The sequence below is a fragment of the Streptomyces sp. NBC_00090 genome (assembly GCF_045160815.1).
In the GTDB taxonomy this organism is placed as follows: Bacteria; Actinomycetota; Actinomycetes; order Streptomycetales; family Streptomycetaceae; genus Streptomyces.
Genome location: NZ_CP108224.1, coordinates 5,116,154 through 5,133,351, shown reverse-complemented (window position 1 = coordinate 5,133,351; position 17,198 = coordinate 5,116,154). Strand labels below are relative to the sequence as shown.

Annotated in this window: 16 protein-coding genes; 6 read left to right on the top strand and 10 right to left on the bottom strand. The window is 72.0% G+C overall.

The annotated features are described in order from the left end of the window. Positions 1-4 precede the first annotated feature (4 nt). Positions 5-2,863, bottom strand: coding sequence for an FAD-binding and (Fe-S)-binding domain-containing protein (locus OG361_RS23015; RefSeq protein WP_405856350.1), 2,859 nt, complete (start codon positions 2,861-2,863; stop codon positions 5-7). 51 nt (positions 2,864-2,914) lie between these two features. On the opposite strand from OG361_RS23015, the gene serC reads away from it, so the two are divergent. Further along, positions 2,915-4,033 carry a phosphoserine transaminase gene (gene serC, locus OG361_RS23010; protein ID WP_405856348.1) on the top strand — a complete coding sequence of 373 codons (1,119 nt, stop codon included), beginning with the start codon at positions 2,915-2,917 and terminating at the stop codon, positions 4,031-4,033. A 177-nt stretch (positions 4,034-4,210) separates the two neighbouring features. On the opposite strand, the gene OG361_RS23005 is transcribed toward serC, so the two are convergent. Together OG361_RS23005 and OG361_RS23000 are read right to left on the bottom strand one after the other, a co-directional pair. Beyond that, positions 4,211-4,576: a hypothetical protein gene (locus OG361_RS23005; RefSeq protein ID WP_405856346.1), complete on the bottom strand. Its 366-nt coding sequence runs from the start codon at positions 4,574-4,576 to the stop codon at positions 4,211-4,213. 161 nt (positions 4,577-4,737) lie between these two features. Beyond that, the gene (locus tag OG361_RS23000; protein WP_405856344.1) at positions 4,738-5,763 is read right to left on the bottom strand and encodes a WD40 repeat domain-containing protein; all 1,026 of its coding nucleotides are present in this window, start codon (positions 5,761-5,763) and stop codon (positions 4,738-4,740) included. A gap of 71 nt (positions 5,764-5,834) precedes the next feature. Here OG361_RS23000 and OG361_RS22995 point away from each other — a divergent pair, with 71 nt between their 5' ends. Next, a complete protein-coding gene (locus OG361_RS22995) occupies positions 5,835-6,686 on the top strand; it encodes an alpha/beta fold hydrolase (protein WP_405856342.1) in 852 nt (283 codons plus the stop codon). Positions 6,687-6,843: 157 nt separating this feature from the next. After that, the gene (locus OG361_RS22990; RefSeq protein WP_405856340.1) at positions 6,844-7,530 is read left to right on the top strand and encodes a GDSL-type esterase/lipase family protein; all 687 of its coding nucleotides are present in this window, start codon (positions 6,844-6,846) and stop codon (positions 7,528-7,530) included. Positions 7,531-7,544: 14 nt separating this feature from the next. On the opposite strand, the gene OG361_RS22985 is transcribed toward OG361_RS22990, so the two are convergent. Next, positions 7,545-7,964 carry a carboxymuconolactone decarboxylase family protein gene (locus OG361_RS22985; protein WP_405856338.1) on the bottom strand — a complete coding sequence of 140 codons (420 nt, stop codon included), beginning with the start codon at positions 7,962-7,964 and terminating at the stop codon, positions 7,545-7,547. Positions 7,965-7,999: 35 nt separating this feature from the next. Here OG361_RS22985 and OG361_RS22980 point away from each other — a divergent pair, with 35 nt between their 5' ends. Then, a complete protein-coding gene (locus OG361_RS22980) occupies positions 8,000-8,524 on the top strand; it encodes a MarR family winged helix-turn-helix transcriptional regulator (protein WP_405856336.1) in 525 nt (174 codons plus the stop codon). A gap of 91 nt (positions 8,525-8,615) precedes the next feature. Here OG361_RS22980 and OG361_RS22975 read toward each other — a convergent pair whose 3' ends face one another. From OG361_RS22975 to OG361_RS22965, 3 genes are all read right to left on the bottom strand, one after another. After that, on the bottom strand, positions 8,616-9,605 hold the full coding sequence (locus tag OG361_RS22975) for an aldo/keto reductase (RefSeq protein WP_405856334.1): 990 nt from the start codon (positions 9,603-9,605) through the stop codon (positions 8,616-8,618). Between the two features lie 184 nt (positions 9,606-9,789). Then, positions 9,790-10,374, bottom strand: a complete 585-nt coding sequence (gene thpR, locus OG361_RS22970) for an RNA 2',3'-cyclic phosphodiesterase (RefSeq protein ID WP_405856332.1) — start codon at positions 10,372-10,374, stop codon at positions 9,790-9,792. Positions 10,375-10,436: 62 nt separating this feature from the next. Next, on the bottom strand, positions 10,437-12,731 hold the full coding sequence (locus OG361_RS22965) for an FG-GAP repeat domain-containing protein (protein WP_405856330.1): 2,295 nt from the start codon (positions 12,729-12,731) through the stop codon (positions 10,437-10,439). A gap of 103 nt (positions 12,732-12,834) precedes the next feature. On the opposite strand from OG361_RS22965, the gene OG361_RS22960 reads away from it, so the two are divergent. Then, positions 12,835-13,341 (top strand): GNAT family N-acetyltransferase, encoded by a 507-nt coding sequence (locus tag OG361_RS22960; protein ID WP_405856328.1) that lies wholly within the window; start codon positions 12,835-12,837, stop codon positions 13,339-13,341. A 73-nt stretch (positions 13,342-13,414) separates the two neighbouring features. Here OG361_RS22960 and OG361_RS22955 read toward each other — a convergent pair whose 3' ends face one another. Next, complete coding sequence (locus OG361_RS22955) at positions 13,415-14,752, bottom strand: MFS transporter (protein ID WP_405856326.1); 1,338 nt, start codon at positions 14,750-14,752, stop codon at positions 13,415-13,417. Between the two features lie 27 nt (positions 14,753-14,779). Next, entirely contained in the window at positions 14,780-15,223 is a 444-nt protein-coding gene (locus OG361_RS22950; protein ID WP_384569695.1) for a MarR family winged helix-turn-helix transcriptional regulator, read from the bottom strand. Between the two features lie 258 nt (positions 15,224-15,481). Here OG361_RS22950 and OG361_RS22945 point away from each other — a divergent pair, with 258 nt between their 5' ends. After that, positions 15,482-15,709 carry a hypothetical protein gene (locus tag OG361_RS22945; protein ID WP_405856324.1) on the top strand — a complete coding sequence of 76 codons (228 nt, stop codon included), beginning with the start codon at positions 15,482-15,484 and terminating at the stop codon, positions 15,707-15,709. Here the strand turns inward: OG361_RS22945 and OG361_RS22940 are convergent. After that, positions 15,679-17,127: an NCS2 family permease gene (locus OG361_RS22940; RefSeq protein ID WP_405856322.1), complete on the bottom strand. Its 1,449-nt coding sequence runs from the start codon at positions 17,125-17,127 to the stop codon at positions 15,679-15,681. The genes OG361_RS22945 and OG361_RS22940 overlap by 31 nt on opposite strands. Between the last annotated feature and the right edge of the window lie 71 nt (positions 17,128-17,198).

Genomic DNA, 17,198 nt, shown 5'->3' with positions numbered 1-17,198 from the left:
CGCCCTAGAGCCCCTCCTCCAGGGCCTCCGCGAGGAGTTCCGCCAGGTGGTGGCCCCGGCGGTCCGTCAGGTCGGCGATCTGGGTGCGGCAGGAGAAGCCGTCCGCCAGGACCGCCGCTCCTTCCGGGGTCGCGCTGAGGGCCGGGAGGAGTTGGTCCTCGGCGCAGGCGACCGAGACCTCGTAGTGGCCCGGTTCGAAGCCGAAGTTGCCCGCCAGGCCGCAGCAGCCGCCCGCCAGGGTGCCCGTGAGGCCTGCGCGTTCGCGGAGGCGGCGGTCGGGGGCGTCGCCCAGGACCGCGTGCTGGTGGCAGTGGGTCTGGCCGGTGACCGGGCGGTCGACCCGGGGCGGGGACCAGTCGGGGGCCAGCTTCTCCAGGGCCTCGGCGAAGGTGAGGACGGAGGCCGCGAGGCGGGCGGCCCTGGGGTCGTCCGGCAACAGTTCGGGCAGGTCGGTGCGGAGGGTCGCCGCACAGGAGGGTTCGAGCACGACGACAGGCCGGTCCCCGACCCCATCCCCGGCACCGTCCCCGGCACCGTCTCCGGCCCCAGCACCAGCACCAGCACCAGCACCGATCACGTCCACGCCCCCGTCCCCGCCCCCGATCACGTCCAGCGTCCTGCGCATCACCTTCCGCGCCGCCCCCAGCCTCCCCGTCGACACGTACGTGAGGCCGCAGCAGACCCTCCCCGGCGGCAGCGCCACTCCCAGCCCCGCGTCCTCCAGGACCCGCACCGCCGCCCGGCCGACCTCCGGGGCCAGGTGGTTCGTGAAGGTGTCCGGCCACAGGGTCAGGGCCGCCGGGCGGCGCGAGCCGCGCTCGCCGAACCACGACACGAACGACCGGTCCGCCACCCTCGGCATCGTCCGCTCCGGCGTCACTCCGGCCAGGCGCGCCGCGAACGGCAGGCCCGTCGCCAGGTTCACGCCCCTCCCGAAGGTCGCCAGCCATCGGGGCAGCCCGCCCATGGTCCAGTGCGAGCGCGGCCGGCGCCATCGGCGCAGGCCCGCGTAGTGGCGGTCCAGGAACTCCGCCTTGTACGCGGCCATGTCGACGCCCACCGGGCAGTCGCTGCGGCAGCCCTTGCAGGACAGGCAGAGGTCGAGCGCCTCCCCGACCCCCTCCGAGCGCCAGCCGTCGGTGATCAGCTCGCCGAGCGCCATCTCGTGCAGCAGCCGCGCCCGCCCCCGGGTGGAGTGCTTCTCCTCCCCCGTCGCCCGGTACGAGGGGCACATCACCCCCGGACCCGGCCCCGTACCTGAACTCGGGGCGTCCGCACGGCACTTGGCGACTCCTACGCACCTCGCGGCGGCCCGTCCGATGCCCACCAGCGGAAGCCCCTCGAAGCGCAGCCCGGAGTCCAGCGGGTTCGGGCGGACCAGCATTCCGGGATTCAGGCCGCCGTCCGGGTCCCACACGTCCTTCACCGCGCCGAAGAGGCCGACGAGCTCCTCCCCGTACATCTTCGGCAGCAGCTCGGCCCGCGCCTGCCCGTCGCCGTGCTCTCCGGAGAGCGAGCCGCCGTGGGCGACCACGAGGTCCGCCACGGCCTCCGAGAAGCGGCGGAACTCGCGTACGCCCTTCCCCGTCCACAGGTCGAAGTCGATGCGGACGTGGACGCAGCCGTCCCCGAAGTGGCCGTACGGCACCCCCCGCAGCCCGAACTCACCGAGCAGGGAGCGGAATTCGCGCAGGTACGCGCCCAGCCGCGCCGGCGGCACCGCGCAGTCCTCCCATCCCGGCCACGCCTCCCCGCCCTCCGGCGTCCGCGTCGCGGTCCCCGCCGCGTCCTCGCGGATCCGCCAGAGTGCCCGCTGCCCGGCCGGGTCCCGCACCACGGCGGAGTCGAGGGCGTCCGCCGCCCGGACCAGGGCCGAGGCCGCCGCCGCCCCGTCCGTCTCCACGAACAGCCAGGCCCCGCCCCTGGGAAGTACGGCCGCACCGCCCCGGACGAGGTCGGCGGCCATGCCCTCCACGGTCAGCGGGCCGTACGGGAGCAGCCCCGCCGCCGCCTCGGCCGCCGCGCTCTCGTCCGGGTAGCCGAGGACGACGAGGACCGGGTCGGCCGGCAGCGGGACGAGCCGGACCGTCGCCTCCGTCACCACCCCGAGGGTCCCCTCGCTGCCGCAGAAGGACCGCGCCACGTCCACGCCCCGCTCCGGCAGCAGCGCGTCGAGGGCGTAGCCGGAGATCCGGCGCGGAAGGCCGGCCGGGTAGCCGGTCCGCAGCAGGGCGAGATGGCGGTCGACGAGCTCGCGGAGTCCGGGCGGCGCGCCCTGCCCGTCACGGCCCAGCGTCAACTCCGCTCCTCGGTACGTCACCACATCGAGCGAGCGCACATTGTCGGCCGTGGTGCCCCAGGCGACCGAGTGCGCCCCGCAGGCGTTGTTGCCGATCATGCCGCCGAGGGTGCAGCGGCTGTGCGTGGACGGATCGGGGCCGAAGGTCAGCCCGTACGGCCGTGCGGCCTCCCGCAGCCGGTCGAGGACGAGCCCCGGCCGTACGACGGCCGTGCGCTCCTCCGGGTCCAGGGAGACCAGCCCGCCCATGTGCCGTGTGAGGTCGAGCACCACGCCCGTACCGGTGGCCTGGCCGCCGATGGACGTGCCGCCGCCGCGCGCGACGACCGGCGTCCGGTGTGCCCGGCACACCTCCAGGACCGCCGCCACGTCGGCCGCGTCGCGCGGCGCGACCGTACCGACCGGCACCCGGCGGTAGTTGGAGGCGTCCATCGTCGTCAGGGCCCTCGCCGTGACGGAGAAATCGACCTCCCCGGCCACGGCGGCGCGCAGGTCGGCGGCGAGTTCGGACGCGTGCTCCTCGTGTGTTCCCACAAGGCCAGGATGTCTCAGAGCTCGTCTCATCGGGCGGACATCCCGCGACCGGGCCCTTCCGGAACCGATACTCTCCGCCTCGTGGCTGAGATCCGGATTCCCGCTGACATCAAGCCCGCCGACGGCCGTTTCGGCGCGGGCCCCTCCAAGGTGCGTACGGAGGCGCTGGACGCCCTGGCCGCGACCGGCACTTCCCTCCTCGGCACGTCCCACCGCCAGGCTCCGGTGAAGAACCTGGTCGGCGAGGTACGTACCGGCATCAGTGACCTCTTCTCGCTCCCCGAGGGCTACGAGGTGATCCTGGGCAACGGCGGCTCCACCGCCTTCTGGGACATCGCGACCCACGGTCTGATCGAGAACAAGTCGCAGCACCTCACCTTCGGCGAGTTCTCCTCGAAGTTCGCGAAGGCCGCCAAGCTGGCTCCCTGGCTTGCCGAGCCGACCGTGATCTCCTCCGACCCGGGCACGCACCCGGAGCCGGTGGCCGAGGCGGGCGTCGACGTCTACGCGTACACCCACAACGAGACCTCCACCGGTGTCGCCGCCCCGATCAAGCGGGTCGCCGGTGCCGACGAGGGCGCGCTCGTCCTGGTCGACGCGACCTCCGGCGCGGGCGGCCTGCCCGTGGACATCACCGAGACGGACGTCTACTACTTCGCCCCGCAGAAGTCCTTCGCCGCCGAGGGCGGCCTGTGGCTCGCGGCCTTCTCTCCGGCCGCCCTGGAGCGCGCCGCCCGTGTCCACGCCTCGGGTCGGCACATCCCGGAGTTCTTCTCGCTGCCGACGGCGATCGACAACTCGCTGAAGAACCAGACGTACAACACCCCGGCGCTCTCGACCCTCTTCCTGCTCAACGAGCAGCTGAAGTGGATCAACGGCCAGGGCGGTCTCGACTGGGCCGTGGCCCGGACGAAGGAGTCCTCGGACGCGCTGTACGGCTGGGCCGAGGACTCGAAGTACGCGTCGCCGTTCGTGACGGACGCGGCGAAGCGCTCGCAGGTCATCGGCACGATCGACTTCGCGGACGAGGTCGACGCGGCGGCGGTCGCCAAGGTGCTGCGCGCCAACGGGATCGTGGACACGGAGCCGTACCGCAAGCTGGGCCGCAACCAGCTGCGCATCGCGATGTTCCCGGCGGTCGACCCGGCGGACGTGCGCGCCCTGACGGCCTCCATCGACTACGTGATCGAGAAGCTGTAACACCCGGTTTTGAACGAGGGCCCGGCGTCGGACACGGTCGACGCCGGGCCCTCGTGCGTCACCGGCCGAGTGCCTGGTGGCGGCGGACCGCGAGCGGCGGGAAGACCGCCGTGAGCGCGAGCGTATGGACAGCCGGTGGAGCCGGTGGAGCCGGTGGAGCCGCCGGAGCCGGTGGACTCAGCCCAGCTGCGACTTCACGTGGTCGAGCACCGCGACGAACTCCTCGGTCGGCGAGAACTCCACGACGTCGACGTCCTCAAGCGCCTCGGGGGCATGGCCGGGGCCCCAGTAGTAGGCCTGCCCGGCCTCGTAGATCTCCTCGCCGTCGGCGGTCCGCATCCTGATCCGGCCCTTGAAGAGGTACCCCCAGTGGGGGCACTGGCACAGATCGCCCTCCAGGCCCTTGAGCGCCGGCCCCATGTCGGTGCCTGCGGGAAGGTGGATGAAGGCGGCGCTCAGGCCCCCGCCGACGTCCTTGACGCGCAGGTCCACGCCGCCGCCCTCCAGGACGACGGGGGTGGTCTCGCGGGTGGTTGCCGTCATGACTCCTCCACGGCCGATCCGGTCCCGGTCCACGGTTCTCCGGCCCTCTGGCCATCTGGCTCTCGGGCTCTCCGGCGCTCCGGCTCTCCGGCCTCCTTCCAGTCTCGCCCCGTCGGCGCGCCGGGTCGACGCGGGCGCCGGACGGGGCGGGGAACCGCAGGTCAGCGGCGCAGCAGGCGCTTGAAGCCGAGGACGAGGACGGTGGCGCCGGCGAGGACCAGGAAGCCGACGGTCGCGTTGCCGCCCTGACCGTCCTTGTCCTGCGCCGTCGGGGACTCCGGCGCGCCGGGGGCCTGGGAGGAGGCCCCGCCCGAGGGGTCCGACGGGTCGGAGGGGTCGGAGGGGGTGCCCGAGGGCCGGCCGTCCGTCTCCCGGTCGACCCGCACCACCTTGCTGCTCGTGCCCTCCGAGCCGAACATGAACGCCGAGCCGTCCGTCGTGTACGTCACCGACTCCGCCTGCCCCTGGAAGGGGGCCCCGACCCCGGTGCCCCCGTCGCCGAGACGTCCGTCCTTCCACGCGTACTCCTTCGCGCTGAAGTAGCCGCGCAGGACGAGCCGTCCGCCGTCCGGGGAGAAGGCGCCGTCGGTCACCCACGGCACGTCGTCGACGCGCCGGAAGACGTTCGTGCCGGACGAGGAGAGCCGCTCGGGGCCCGCGTAAAGTCCGCCGCCGTCCTGGTTCTTGCTCGCGATGTACACCCGGCCGGTCTTCGGATGGACCATCAGGGCCTCGGCGTTGCGCGGCCCGTCGGCGTACTTCACGACGTACTGCTTCGCCGACACCTTCTGGTCCTTGAGGGTCTTCGGCTCGGGGAAGCGGTAGATCCAGACGTGGTCCCAGGAGCCGTCGAGGTTGTCGCCGATGTCGCCGACGTAGATGTCGCCGTCCGGGCCGACCGCGATCGCCTCCATGTCGCGGGGGGTCCCGACGCCCTCCATCGTCAGGGTCGCGACGGTCTCGCCCGTACGGGAGTCGATGCCGTAGATCAGGGACGCGTCCTGGTCGTTGTGCGTCCAGTAGATCCCGGGGTGGGCCCGGCTCGCGGCGAGGCCGCTGGACTCGGTGATCCGGGGGTCCGCGATCGTGAAGTCCCGGTCGGGGTCCTGCCCTTCGGCACGGGCATGACCGGCGGGGAGCAGCACCAGGGCCGCCGCCGCGCCGAGGGCGCACAGAGCAGTTCGCATGGACTCAAGCCTGCCACGACCCCCGGGAAACCCGATTGACCAGCGGCGGAGCCGCTGTCATGGTCGCGTGCATGCCCACTTTCACCGCGCCCGACGGCACGGAACTCACGTACCACGTCTCCGGTTCCCTCCCCGGCTCCGGCGCCCCGCTCCTCTGTCTGCCCGGCGGTCCGATGCAGGACTCCGCCTACCTCGGGGACCTGGGCGGACTCGCCGCCCACCGTCAGGTGATCCGGCTCGACCTGCGGGGCACGGGCGCCTCCGCGGTGCCGGACGACCCGTCCTCGTACCGCTGCGACCGGCTGGTCGAGGACGTGGAGGCGCTGCGCGCGCACCTGGGCCTCGACACCGTTGACCTCCTGGGCCATTCGGCGGGGGCGAACCTGGCCGCGCTGTACGTGACCCGGCACGCGGAGCGGGTCCGCCGGCTCGTGCTGGTCACGCCGGGCACGGCGGCGGTGGCGCTCGACACGGCGCCGGAGGAGCGGCTCGCGGCGGCGCGGCTGCGGAGCGCGGAGCCGTGGTTCGGGCCGGCGTACGCGGCCCTGGAGGAGGTCACGGCGGGGCGCGGGACCGCCGAGTCCTTCCAGGCGGTCGCGCCCTTCTTCCACGGGAGCTGGGACGAGGCGGCGCGGGAGCGGCACGCGGAGAGCGGCCGGCAGCGGAACGGCGAGGCGGCGGGGGTCTACGGGAGCGAGGGCGCGTTCCAACCGGAGGCGACGCGCGCGGTGTTCGCGGAGTTCGGGCGTCCGGTGCTCGTCGTCGCCGGGGAGGGCGACGCGAACACGCCGGTGCCGACGGCCGGCGCGTACGCGGAGCTGTTCCCGAAGGCCGGGCTCGCCGTCCTGGACGGGGGCGGGCACTTCCCGTGGCACGACGACGCGAAGTGGTTCACGGAGACGGTCGACGCCTTCCTGGGGTAGGCCCCCCCTGAGGCCTTGAGCCCTGACTGAGCCCTGAGGCCTTGAGCCCGAGCCCTGAGGCCCGAGGCCCGAGGCCCCGAGGTGGGCGCGGCTGCGCGGGTGATCCGTGTCCCGGATCACGTCGCAGCTCCGGGGAGCGGTCCGCGATGATGTGACCATGCGTTTTCTGTTCGTCGGCGACAGCATGACCATCGGGCGCGTCGGCGACTGGACCTGGCGCCATCGGATGTGGCAGCACCTGGAGGCCACACTTCCGGGCGGGTACGAGATCGTCGGCCCGCGCACCGGTCTCTACGACCCGACGGCCGCCGACGACCCCAACGGCGTCGAGGCCTACGCCGACCCCGCCTTCCCCGCCCCCGCCCGGCGCCATCTGGCCGGCTGGGGCGAGGGCTGGCTGCACATGGCGCCCGTGATCGGCGAGACCGTCACGGCGACCGGTGCGGACGTGCTGCTGATCTCGCTGGGCCTGATCGACCTGGGCTTCTACACGAACAGCGACCAGACCGAGGAGAACGTCCGCGCGTTCGTCGCGGCGGCCCGCGCCGCCAACCCGCGCGTACGGGCCGTGCTCCTGCCGGTCATCCCGAACGTCCGCGCCGGGTACGACGCCCCCTTCGCCGCCGAGTGCGCCCGCTTCAACGAGCTCCTCGCGAAGGCGGTCGCCGACCTGGACACGGCGGCCTCGCCGCTCCTCCTGGCGACGGTCCCGGAGTCGTACGACCTCGACACGGACACCTACGACGGCACGCACCCGGGCCCGAGCGGCGAGCACAAGCTGGCCGCCGCCTTCGCCACGGCGATGCACCAGGCCTGGGGGCTGGGCGGCCCGTACCGCCACTGACCGCGGCGGCGGCTTCAGGCGGCGCGGGTGAGGCGGTTGGCGAAGGTCGAGACCGTGTACGTACCGATGCCGAGGACGACCTCCAGGGCGTTGCGGCGGGTGTAGCCGTGGGACTCGAAGGCCGCGAGCTCCTCGTCGGTGACCGCGCCCGAGGAGGCGAGCACCTGGAGGGTGAAGAGGCGGACGGCGGCGAGGCGTTCGGGGGCGGGGGCGGGGCCGAGGGCGGCCATCTTGGCCTCGTGCATGTCGACGCACAGGTGGCACTGGTTGCGGGCGGCGACGGTGAGGATCACGGTCTCGCGGGAGTGTGGGTCGAGGGTCGTGGACTCGAAGATCTCGCTGAGCCCGAGGAAGCCGTTCAGGGTCTCCGGCGACTCCTTGAGGAGGGCGACGGCGTTGGCGGTGCGGGCGGACAGATCTACGGTTGCGGTCAAGGCATCTCCTGGCGGATCACGGTAGGATCGACAACATGGTTGACCATGTCGATGGAGAAAAAGTAAACCAGGTTGTCGATCGGGGCAAGGGGGAACCGGGTCCCGGTTTCGAGCTGCCCCTGCTCCTCTTCGGCGGCTTCCGCACCCTCATCGACCGGCTCCACGCCCGTCTCGCCGCCGAGGGCCACCCCGACCTGCGCCCCGCCCACGGCTTCGCCATGCAGGCCATCGGCGCCCGGGGCGCCACCGCCAGCGACATCGGGCGGCGCCTCGGCGTCTCCAAGCAGGCCGCCGGCAAGACCGTCGACCGGCTGCTCGCCCTCGGCTACGCGGACCGCGCCGACGACCCCGCCGACGCGCGCCGCAAACTCGTCCACCTCACCCCGCGCGGCCGCGCCGCCCTCGCCCGCTCCGCCGCGATCTTCGACGAACTGCGGGCGGAATGGGTCGCGGCCCTCGGCGCGGACCGCGTCCAGGACATCGAGACCGCCCTGCGGAACGTCGTCCCCGCGGAGACGGCGTTCCGTCTGGACGCCACGAGCTGGCTCGGCGGCGCCTGAAAGGCTCACCAGGTCACCGCCGAGCAGCACCGGACGGCACCGGACGGCACCGGACGGCACCGGACGGCACCGGCCAACCGAACGGCACCGACTACCAGGCGAAGGCCTCCGGGGACGGGCCCGGGCCCGGGAAGATCTCGTCCAGGCCGGACAGGACCTCCTCGCTCAGCTCCACCTCCAGGGCGCGCAGCGCGCTCGTCAGCTGCTCGGGGGTGCGCGGGCCGACGATCGGACCCGTCACGCCCGGGCGGGTGAGCAGCCACGCGAGGGCCGTCTCCCCCGGCTCCAGACCGTGCTTGTCGAGCAGGTCCTCGTAGGCCTGGAGCTGCGCCCGCGCCGCCGGGTCGGCGAGCACGGCCGCCGCGCGGCCCTCCGAGCGGCGCTTGCCCTGCGCCTCCTTCTTCACGACCCCGCCCAGCAGACCGCCGTGGAGCGGGGACCACGGGATGACCCCGAGGCCGTACTCCTGGGCCGCCGGGATCACCTCCATCTCCGCGCGCCGCTCGAAGAGGTTGTAGAGGCACTGCTCGCTGACCAGTCCGACCGAGCCGCGCCGGGCGGCCGTCTCGTTGGCCTGGGCGATCTTGTAGCCGGGGAAGTTGGAGGAGCCGGCGTAGAGGACCTTGCCCTGCTGGATCAGGACGTCGACGGCCTGCCAGATCTCGTCGAAGGGCGTCGAACGGTCGATGTGGTGGAACTGGTAGACGTCGATGTAGTCGGTGCCGAGCCGCTTGAGGCTGGCGTCGACGGCCCGGCGGATGTTGAGCGCCGAGAGCTTGTCGTGGTTGGGCCAGGCCTCGCCTTCGGGGCCCATGTTCGCGTAGACCTTGGTGGCGAGGACGGTCCTGTCGCGGCGGCCGTCGCCCTTGGCGAACCAGGAGCCGACGATCTCCTCCGTCCGCCCCTTGTTCTCGCCCCAGCCGTAGACGTTGGCGGTGTCGACGAAGTTGAGCCCCGCGTCCAGCGCCGAGTCCATGATGGCGTGGCTGGTGGCTTCGTCCGTCTGGGGTCCGAAGTTCATCGTCCCGAGGACGAGGCGGCTGACCTTGAGTCCGGTGCGTCCGAGCTGCGTGTACTCCATGGGGGTCAAGCCAACTGCTTCGAGTCCGCTCGAAGCAAGGGGGTTCCCACGGAGTGGCGGCCCGGTACGGGCGGCCGGCCGTCGGCTACTGGCTGGTCACCGATGCCACCGCGATGATCGCGAACATCAGTACGAGCACGCCGGCCATGATGCGGTTACGGGTCTTAGGGTCCACCCGTCGAGGTTAACCCGACCGCGCCTCGCGCCCCTCAAGGGGCCAGCCGTCGACCTTCTCGTACCGCGGCTGCTCACCCCGCACCCCGCTCACCGGCAGGTTCGACCGTACGAGCGCCAGCTCGGCCACCTGCCAGCGGCCGCCCTCGAAGGAGTCGAGCTCCCCGACGAACGGACGCAGGTCGACCTCGTCCGTCCGCGCCCGGGCGAGCGTCAGATGCGCCTGGTAGCGACGGTGCTCCTCCATCGCGACCCCGGCCCGGCGCGCGGCGGCGTCGGACCGCTCGGCGAGCAGCCGCAGGTCGTCCAGATCCCCGGCGACCCCGGTCCACAGGGCGCGCCGCCCGAAGTGCCCGCCGCCGTGCAGCCGCAGCGGGAACGGCGGGGTGCGGTGCGCGGCCCTGGCGAGCCGGACGCGCAGCTCGGGCAGCAGCTCCTCGTCGACCTCGCCCATGAAGGCGAGCGTGAGGTGCCACGCGGGCCGCGAGGTCCAGCGGAGCCCGTCGGCGCCTGGCAGCCGGTGCAGTCGGTCCGTGACGTGTCCGAGCTCGGTCAGCTGCTCGGGGGGCGGCAGGACGGCGGCGAACAGTCTCATGGGACAAGTCTGTCAGGAGACCCGGCCGGACCGGGTCTCCATGCCCCTGTGCCCCCTCGCGGTCAGAAGAGCTGGTTGTACGCCGTCTCGACGGGGGCGACCCCGGTCTGGGTGGTGGACCGCGGCGTGAACGGAACCTTGTAGTCGCCCGTACCGGGGTAGAAGTAGGTCGCGCCCGCCGGCGTCCGGGCGTAGACGTCGGGTCGGCCGTCCTTGTTGCCGTCGCCGATGCCGACGATGTCGGCGTACACCTGCCAGCCGCCACCGATCCGCGTCCGCGGCGCGAACGTGCCGTCGCCCTTGCCGAGGTACGTCCAGAGCACGCCGTCCTTGTCGCGGGCGACGAGGTCTCCGGTCGGGTTGCCGCCGATCTGGCCGGTGGCGGTGAGCTGGTTGTAGATCCCCCAGCCGTACCCGATCTTCTTGCGCGGCTCGTACGGAGCCGTGACCGAGCCGGTCGCCTTGTAGAGGTAGAGGTCGCCCGCCTTGTCGACGGCGACGAGGTCGGCACGCCCGTCACCGGTCAGGTCGCTGCCGCCGGTGAACTGGGTGTACGTGTTCCACCCGCCGCCGATCCGCACCCGGGACTCGAGGCCGCCGCTGTACGGGCTTTTGGCAGCGCGCCCGCGGTGGAGCCAGAGGACCCCGTCCCGGTCGCGGGTGACCAGGTCGGCGACGTTCGAACCGGCGATGTCGCCGGCGGACTCGACCCGGTCGTAGACGTTCCAGCCGCTCCGCCCGGAAGTGTGGTTGGGCAGCGGGACGAGCCGCCCCGTCGCGTCGTCCCAGCGCGTGCTGATCTGGTCGAGGTCGCCGTTCTCGTCCCGCGCCATCAGGTCCGGCGCCCCGTTGTCGTCGAAGTCGTGCGCCTTGGGGGTGCGGGCCACGGTGAGGGTGCCGGAGGTGGTGACCGACGGCATCCCGTTCCACGGCCTGGCGGTCACCGTCCACTCGTACGCGCCGTTGGGGGCGGACTTCGGCGTCCGGGTGAAGGCGTCCGTCACCTCGCCGGTCCAGTCGAGCCCGAGGGATCCGTCCGGGTAGGCCCCGGAGCCGGACACGGGCCGGACGACCGTCCGGAACTCCTCCTCCGTCACCTTGCTCCTCAGCACGACGGTGAGGTCCGCCCTCGCCGTGGAGAACTTCCAGGACAGACGGGCCCTGGCGACTCCGTCCAGGTCGACGGTGGCCGGGGCACCTCCGACGTACGCCAGGGGGGCGGCGCCGTCGTTCGGTTCGCCGGTGGAGGCGATCAGCTCGGCCGCCGGCTTCCCGTCCGCGCCGACCGACACCCGGTAGACGCCCGCGCCGTCGGCGGCCGTGACGCCGAGGACGAGCAGGGTGCCGTCGGGACCCTTGGTGGCGTGGGTGGCGTGGTCGAGAAGCTTGACGGTCGACCCGTCCTTCAGGGAGAGCGCCGAGAAGGCGTGCCACTCGGTGGCGTTCCCCGTGGTGGCTCCCCACGTGAACCAGTCGCCCAGCAGACCGCCGGTGATCTCCGCCCGGGCGTCGGAACCCAGCGGGGTCTTCCGGACCTCGCTCTGCCCCCGCACCGCCGTGGCGAGGACCAGCTTGCCGTCCGCCCCCTCCGTCCAGGCCACGTGGGTCGGCGAGAGGAAGGAGTCCCTCGGGAGCGGACTCGGCATGCCGGGGTCAGGGGCCATCCGGTATCTGCCGTCGACCCGCGCGCCGACCAGGTCGACGACGAAGGCCTCGTCGACGCTGTGCGCCACCGCCGTGCCGGGCAGGGTGTCGGGCATCCATTCGGGGCCGAGGTACGTGTCGCCCACCATGCGGACGGTCGGCTTCCCGCCGACGACGTCGATCAGCTTCAGCGTCTGGTCGCCGCTGCTCACCAGGAGCGTCGAACCCACGGCGCCGCCGACGCGCCCGTGGGTCTCCGTGCTCTCCCTCAGGTCGAAGGTGACGGGCGCGGCGCCCGTCGCCATGTCGTACACCTTCACGATCGAGGTGTAGATCTCCTCGGCCCCGGCCTCCGCCACCTCGCGCGCGACCACGACGATGTCCGAGCCCGGGCCGGAGCCGAAGACGTACTCGCCCTCGCTCTTCGCGATGACCTTCGACGCCCCGTCCGCGTAGCTGGTCCAGCGCGCCGTACCCTCGGCGTCCTGCGAGAGGAAGCCGGTCGTCCCGGCGCCGAGCAGCTTGCCGCCCGAGGCCAGGAACGGCACCGGGGCCGGCGCGGCGGTCCGGGCCGCGGACACGGCCACGGGCGCGGCGGGGCCCGGCCCGGGCGCCGCGGACGCGGCCGGGACGGTGAGCGAAGCGGCGGTCACCGCGGTGAGCACGACGCCGACCGAGATCGCCAGACGCCGACGGCTCGTAGTGGTACGCAAGGTGTGTTCCTCCCCCCAACCCGATGGATACACCGGGTACGACCCCCCACCCTCTCGAAGGGTTGTACGGATCATGGAAATCGCGGCGACTAGCCTCGGGCGGATGGAGATCACCATCAGGAAGGCCGGGGAGGACGACCTCCCCGCGATACTCGCGGTACTCGACAGCGCCGTGGCGTGGCTCAACGGCAAGGGGATCACCGCCCAGTGGGGCACGGAGCCGTTCTCCGCACGCCCGGCGGCGGTGCAGCAGGTCGAGGACACGCTCGCCGAGGGCGACCCGTGGATCGTCGAGATCGACGGCGTACCGGCGGGGACGATGACACTGACCCCGCACCCGGGCAAGCACGTGCCGCGGGCGGACGAGCCCGAGGTGTACGTACGGCTCCTCGCGACCGACACGCGGTTCCACGGCCACGGGGTGGGGGCGGCGCTCCTCGCCCACGCGGTGGAGGAGACGCGGCGGCAGGGGGTGTCGCTGCTGCGGGTGGACTGCTTCGCGGGCAGCGAGGGCCGGCTGATCGCGTACTACGAGGGCCAGGGCTTCACCCGCACGGAGGCCTTCGCGGTCGGCGACTGGGAGGGGCAGATCCTGGAGCGGCGGGTCTGAGCGACACGCATGGGCTCCGGGGTGTGCCCACCCGTTCCGCACCGCGGAACGAATGCCACACCCCGGACGGGCCCTACGCCGCCGTCGCCAGCCGCTCGCGCGCCACGAAGCGGAGTTGCGGGTGGCCGTCGCGCCAGGCGAAGGCCATCCTCAGGCCGCCGACCTTCGCCAGGACCAGGCCGACGACACCGGCCGCGGCCAGCGAGATCGCGCCGCCCGTCGCGAAGCCGGCGCGGGCGCCGTACGTGTCGGTGATCCAGCCGAGGAGCGGCGCCCCGATCGGGGTGCCGCCGGCGAAGACCATCATGTAGAGGCTCATCACGCGGCCCCGCATGGCCGGGTCGGTCGCCATCTGGACGGCCGAGTTCGCGGTGACGTTGACCGTGAGGCCGATCATGCCGATCGGGACGAGCAAGAGCGCGAACAGCCAGAACGCCGGCGACAGCGCCGCCGCGATCTCCAGGACGCCGAAGACCGCCGCCGCGACGACCAGCATCCGCAGCCGGGTCGAGCCGCGGCGGGCCGCCGCCAGGGCGCCCACGAGCGAGCCGGCCGCCATCAGGGTGTTGAGGAAGCCGTACGTACCGGCGCCGACATGGAAGACCTCCTCCGAGAAGGCGGTCAGCCAGATCGGGAAGTTGAACCCGAAGGTGCCGATGAAGCCCACGAGGACGATCGGCCAGATCAGGTCCGGCCGCCCGGCCACGTATCGCAGGCCCTCCCTCAGCTGGCCCTTGCCGCGCGGGGCGCGCTCCACCTTGTGGAGTTCGCTCGTCCGCATGAGCAGGAGGCTCACGAGCGGGGCGAGGAAGGAGAGGCCGTTGAGGAGGAAGGCCCAGCCGCTGCCGACTCCGGCGATGAGGACACCGGCGACGGCGGGGCCGACGAGCCGCGCGGACTGGAAGTTCGCAGAGTTCAGGGAGACGGCGTTGCGCAGCTGGTCCGGGCCGACCATCTCGGAGACGAAGGACTGCCGGGCCGGGTTGTCGACGACCGTCACCATGCCCAGGAGGAAGGCGATCAGGTAGACGTGCCAGACCTGGATGGAGCCGGAGAGGGTGAGGACGGCGAGCGCGAGGCCGCAGAGTCCGAGGGCGGCCTGGCTGAAGAGGAGCAGGGTGCGCTTGGGGTAGCGGTCGGCGATCACACCGCCGTACAGCCCGAAGAGCAGCATCGGCAGGAACTGCAGTGCCGTGGTGATGCCGACGGCGGCGGCCGAGCCGGTGAGGCTCAGGACCAGCCAGTCCTGGGTGATGCGGGCCATCCACGTACCGGTGTTGGAGACGATCGCTCCGGTGAAGAACAGCCGGTAGTTACGGATCTTGAGCGAGGAGAAGGTTTCCCCCCGCCCACGGGTCTTGAGGGTGGGTTGATGGACGGGTGCGGAGTCTGCTCCGGGTCCCGTACTCAAAGTGCGTTCGCCTCCTCGGCTGGGGTTCTAGAGGTGTGCGAGCTTCTCCAGGACCGGGGCGGCGGCGCGAAGCTTGGCCCATTCGTCCTCGTCCAGGCCTTCGGCGAGGGAGGCGAGCCAGGCGTTCCGCTTGCGGCGGGACTCTTCGAGCATGGCCTCGGCCTGCTCGGTCTGGCGGACCACCTTCTGCCGACGGTCGTCGGGGTGCGGCTCCAGCAGGACCAGTCCCTTGGCTTCGAGCAGCGCGACGATGCGGGTCATCGACGGAGGCTGGACGTGCTCCTTGCGGGCCAGCTCACCGGGGGTGGCGGAGCCGCAGAGCTTCAGGGTGCCGAGCACCGACATCTCGGTGGGGCTCAGCGACTCGTCGACGCGCTGGTGCTTGAGGCGTCGGCTGAGTCGCATGACGGAGGAGCGGAGCGCGTTCACGGCCGCAACGTCGTCGGCAGTGCCGTGGGACAGGTCTGGCATGTTTGTTAGCCTAACTCATTACTCTGCCTAAATACCAACGGGAACGCGCCGACGTCGCACGGATCACACCGAACTCGCACGAACCACTCACAGGGACCACTCCCACGGACACCCCCGCGGACCACTCCCACAACACCGGCAGCACCGGCAACGCCGAGGCGGGAAGGTCACGCTTCGGCATCCATGTATCACCCAAATGAGTGAGTCGGATCCGGAAAGTGACGCAAAGACGCCCCGGCTGCCCCGACCCTGAACGACATGGGATCGACAGTGCTCAGCCTGCGCATCGACGGTGAGCTGCTCGACCGGCTCAGGAGTCACGCCGCGAAAAGAGGAATGAGCGTCCAGGACTATGTCGTCCGGACGCTCATTCGGGAGGATTTCGACGAGCGGTTCAAGACCGCCGTCGACGAGACGGAGAAGTTCTACGGGCCGGAGTCAGCCGGGCCCGAGGATCACGTGAGGCCGAGCGCCGGCATCGCGTAGTAGAAGACGAAGACCGCCGACACCACGTACATGGCCACCGGGACCTCACGGCCTCGGCCGGCCGCCAGTCGCAGCACGCTGAAGGCGATGAAGCCGATGCCGATGCCGTTCGTGATCGAGTACGTGAACGGCATCATCATCATCGCCAGGAACGCCGGCACCGCGATGGTGTAGTCGCTCCAGTCGATGTCCTTGATCGAGCCGGCCAGGATCAGGAAGCCGACCGCGAGCAGCGCGGGCGTGGCCGCCTGCGACGGGACCATCGTCGCGAGCGGCGTGAGGAAGAGCGCGATCGAGAAGAGACCGCCGGTCACGACCGAGGCGAGGCCCGTACGCGCGCCCTCGCCGACGCCCGCCGTGGACTCCACGAAGCAGGTGTTGGCCGAGGAGGAGGTGGCGCCGCCGGCCGCGACCGCCAGGCCGTCGACGAGCAGGACCTTGTTGATGCCGGGGAGGTTGCCGTCCTTGTCCATCAGCTTGGCCTCGTCGCCGACGCCGAGGATCGTGCCCATGGCGTCGAAGAAGCAGGACAGCAGCACGGTGAAGACGAAGAGGACGCCGGTCAGCAGACCGACCTTCTCGAAGCCGCCGAAGAGGCTGACCTCGCCGACCAGGCCGAAGTCGGGCGAGGCGACGGGGTTGCCCGGCCACTCCGGGGTGGTGAGACCCCAGGAGGGGACGGTCGCGACCGCGTTGATCACCATGGCCACGACCGTCATCGCGACGATCGAGATCAGGATGGCGCCCGGCACCTTGCGGATGATCAGGGCGAGGGTGAGCAGGGTGCCCAGGATGAAGACGAGGACCGGCCAGCCGGTGAGGTGACCGTCGCTGCCGAGCTGGAGCGGGACGGTGGTGTGCGCGGCGTCGGGGATGCGGGAGACGAAGCCCGAGTCGACGAGGCCGATGAGCATGATGAAGAGGCCGATGCCGATCGCGATGCCCTTGCGCAGGCCGACCGGGACGGCGTTCATGACGCGCTCGCGCAGACCGGTCGCGACGAGCAGCATCACGACGATGCCGGCGAGGACGACCATGCCCATCGCGTCCGGCCAGGACATCTTCGGCGCGAGCTGGAGCGCGACGACCGTGTTGACGCCGAGGCCGGCGGCGAGGGCGATCGGGACGTTGCCGATGACTCCCATGAGGAGCGTCGAGAAGGCCGCCGTGAGGACGGTCGCGGTGACGAGCTGACCACCGTCGAGCTGGTGCCCGTACATGTCCTTGGCGCTGCCGAGGATGATCGGGTTCAGCACGATGATGTAGGCCATCGCGAAGAAGGTGGCGAAACCGCCCCGGACCTCGCGGGCGACGGTCGACCCGCGCTCGGAGATCTTGAAGAAGCGGTCGAGGCCCGAGCTCGGCTGCGGGGAGACAGGCTCGGGGGATGTGGCCTTGGCGGTGGCCGTGGTGCTCATGGGGGTTCCTCTTCGGAAGAAGTCCTTTTGGCGGTTCATACGAGGGAAACCCGCCGGAGGCAAACCGTTTC

What these genes read in the sequence shown, in the direction of transcription:
- OG361_RS22995 (WP_405856342.1), top strand. Translation starts at nt 5,835, where the DNA reads ATGCCCACTTTCACCGCGCCCGACGGCACGGAACTCACGTACCACGTC.
- OG361_RS23005 (WP_405856346.1), bottom strand. Translation starts at nt 4,576, where the DNA reads ATGACGGCAACCACCCGCGAGACCACCCCCGTCGTCCTGGAGGGCGGC.
- OG361_RS22975 (WP_405856334.1), bottom strand. Translation starts at nt 9,605, where the DNA reads ATGGAGTACACGCAGCTCGGACGCACCGGACTCAAGGTCAGCCGCCTC.
- OG361_RS22940 (WP_405856322.1), bottom strand. Translation starts at nt 17,127, where the DNA reads ATGAGCACCACGGCCACCGCCAAGGCCACATCCCCCGAGCCTGTCTCC.
- OG361_RS22960 (WP_405856328.1), top strand. Translation starts at nt 12,835, where the DNA reads ATGGAGATCACCATCAGGAAGGCCGGGGAGGACGACCTCCCCGCGATA.
- OG361_RS23015 (WP_405856350.1), bottom strand. Translation starts at nt 2,863, where the DNA reads ATGAGACGAGCTCTGAGACATCCTGGCCTTGTGGGAACACACGAGGAG.
- OG361_RS22980 (WP_405856336.1), top strand. Translation starts at nt 8,000, where the DNA reads ATGGTTGACCATGTCGATGGAGAAAAAGTAAACCAGGTTGTCGATCGG.
- OG361_RS22950 (WP_384569695.1), bottom strand. Translation starts at nt 15,223, where the DNA reads ATGCCAGACCTGTCCCACGGCACTGCCGACGACGTTGCGGCCGTGAAC.
- OG361_RS22945 (WP_405856324.1), top strand. Translation starts at nt 15,482, where the DNA reads ATGGGATCGACAGTGCTCAGCCTGCGCATCGACGGTGAGCTGCTCGAC.
- OG361_RS22990 (WP_405856340.1), top strand. Translation starts at nt 6,844, where the DNA reads ATGCGTTTTCTGTTCGTCGGCGACAGCATGACCATCGGGCGCGTCGGC.
- thpR (WP_405856332.1), bottom strand. Translation starts at nt 10,374, where the DNA reads ATGAGACTGTTCGCCGCCGTCCTGCCGCCCCCCGAGCAGCTGACCGAG.
- OG361_RS23000 (WP_405856344.1), bottom strand. Translation starts at nt 5,763, where the DNA reads ATGCGAACTGCTCTGTGCGCCCTCGGCGCGGCGGCGGCCCTGGTGCTG.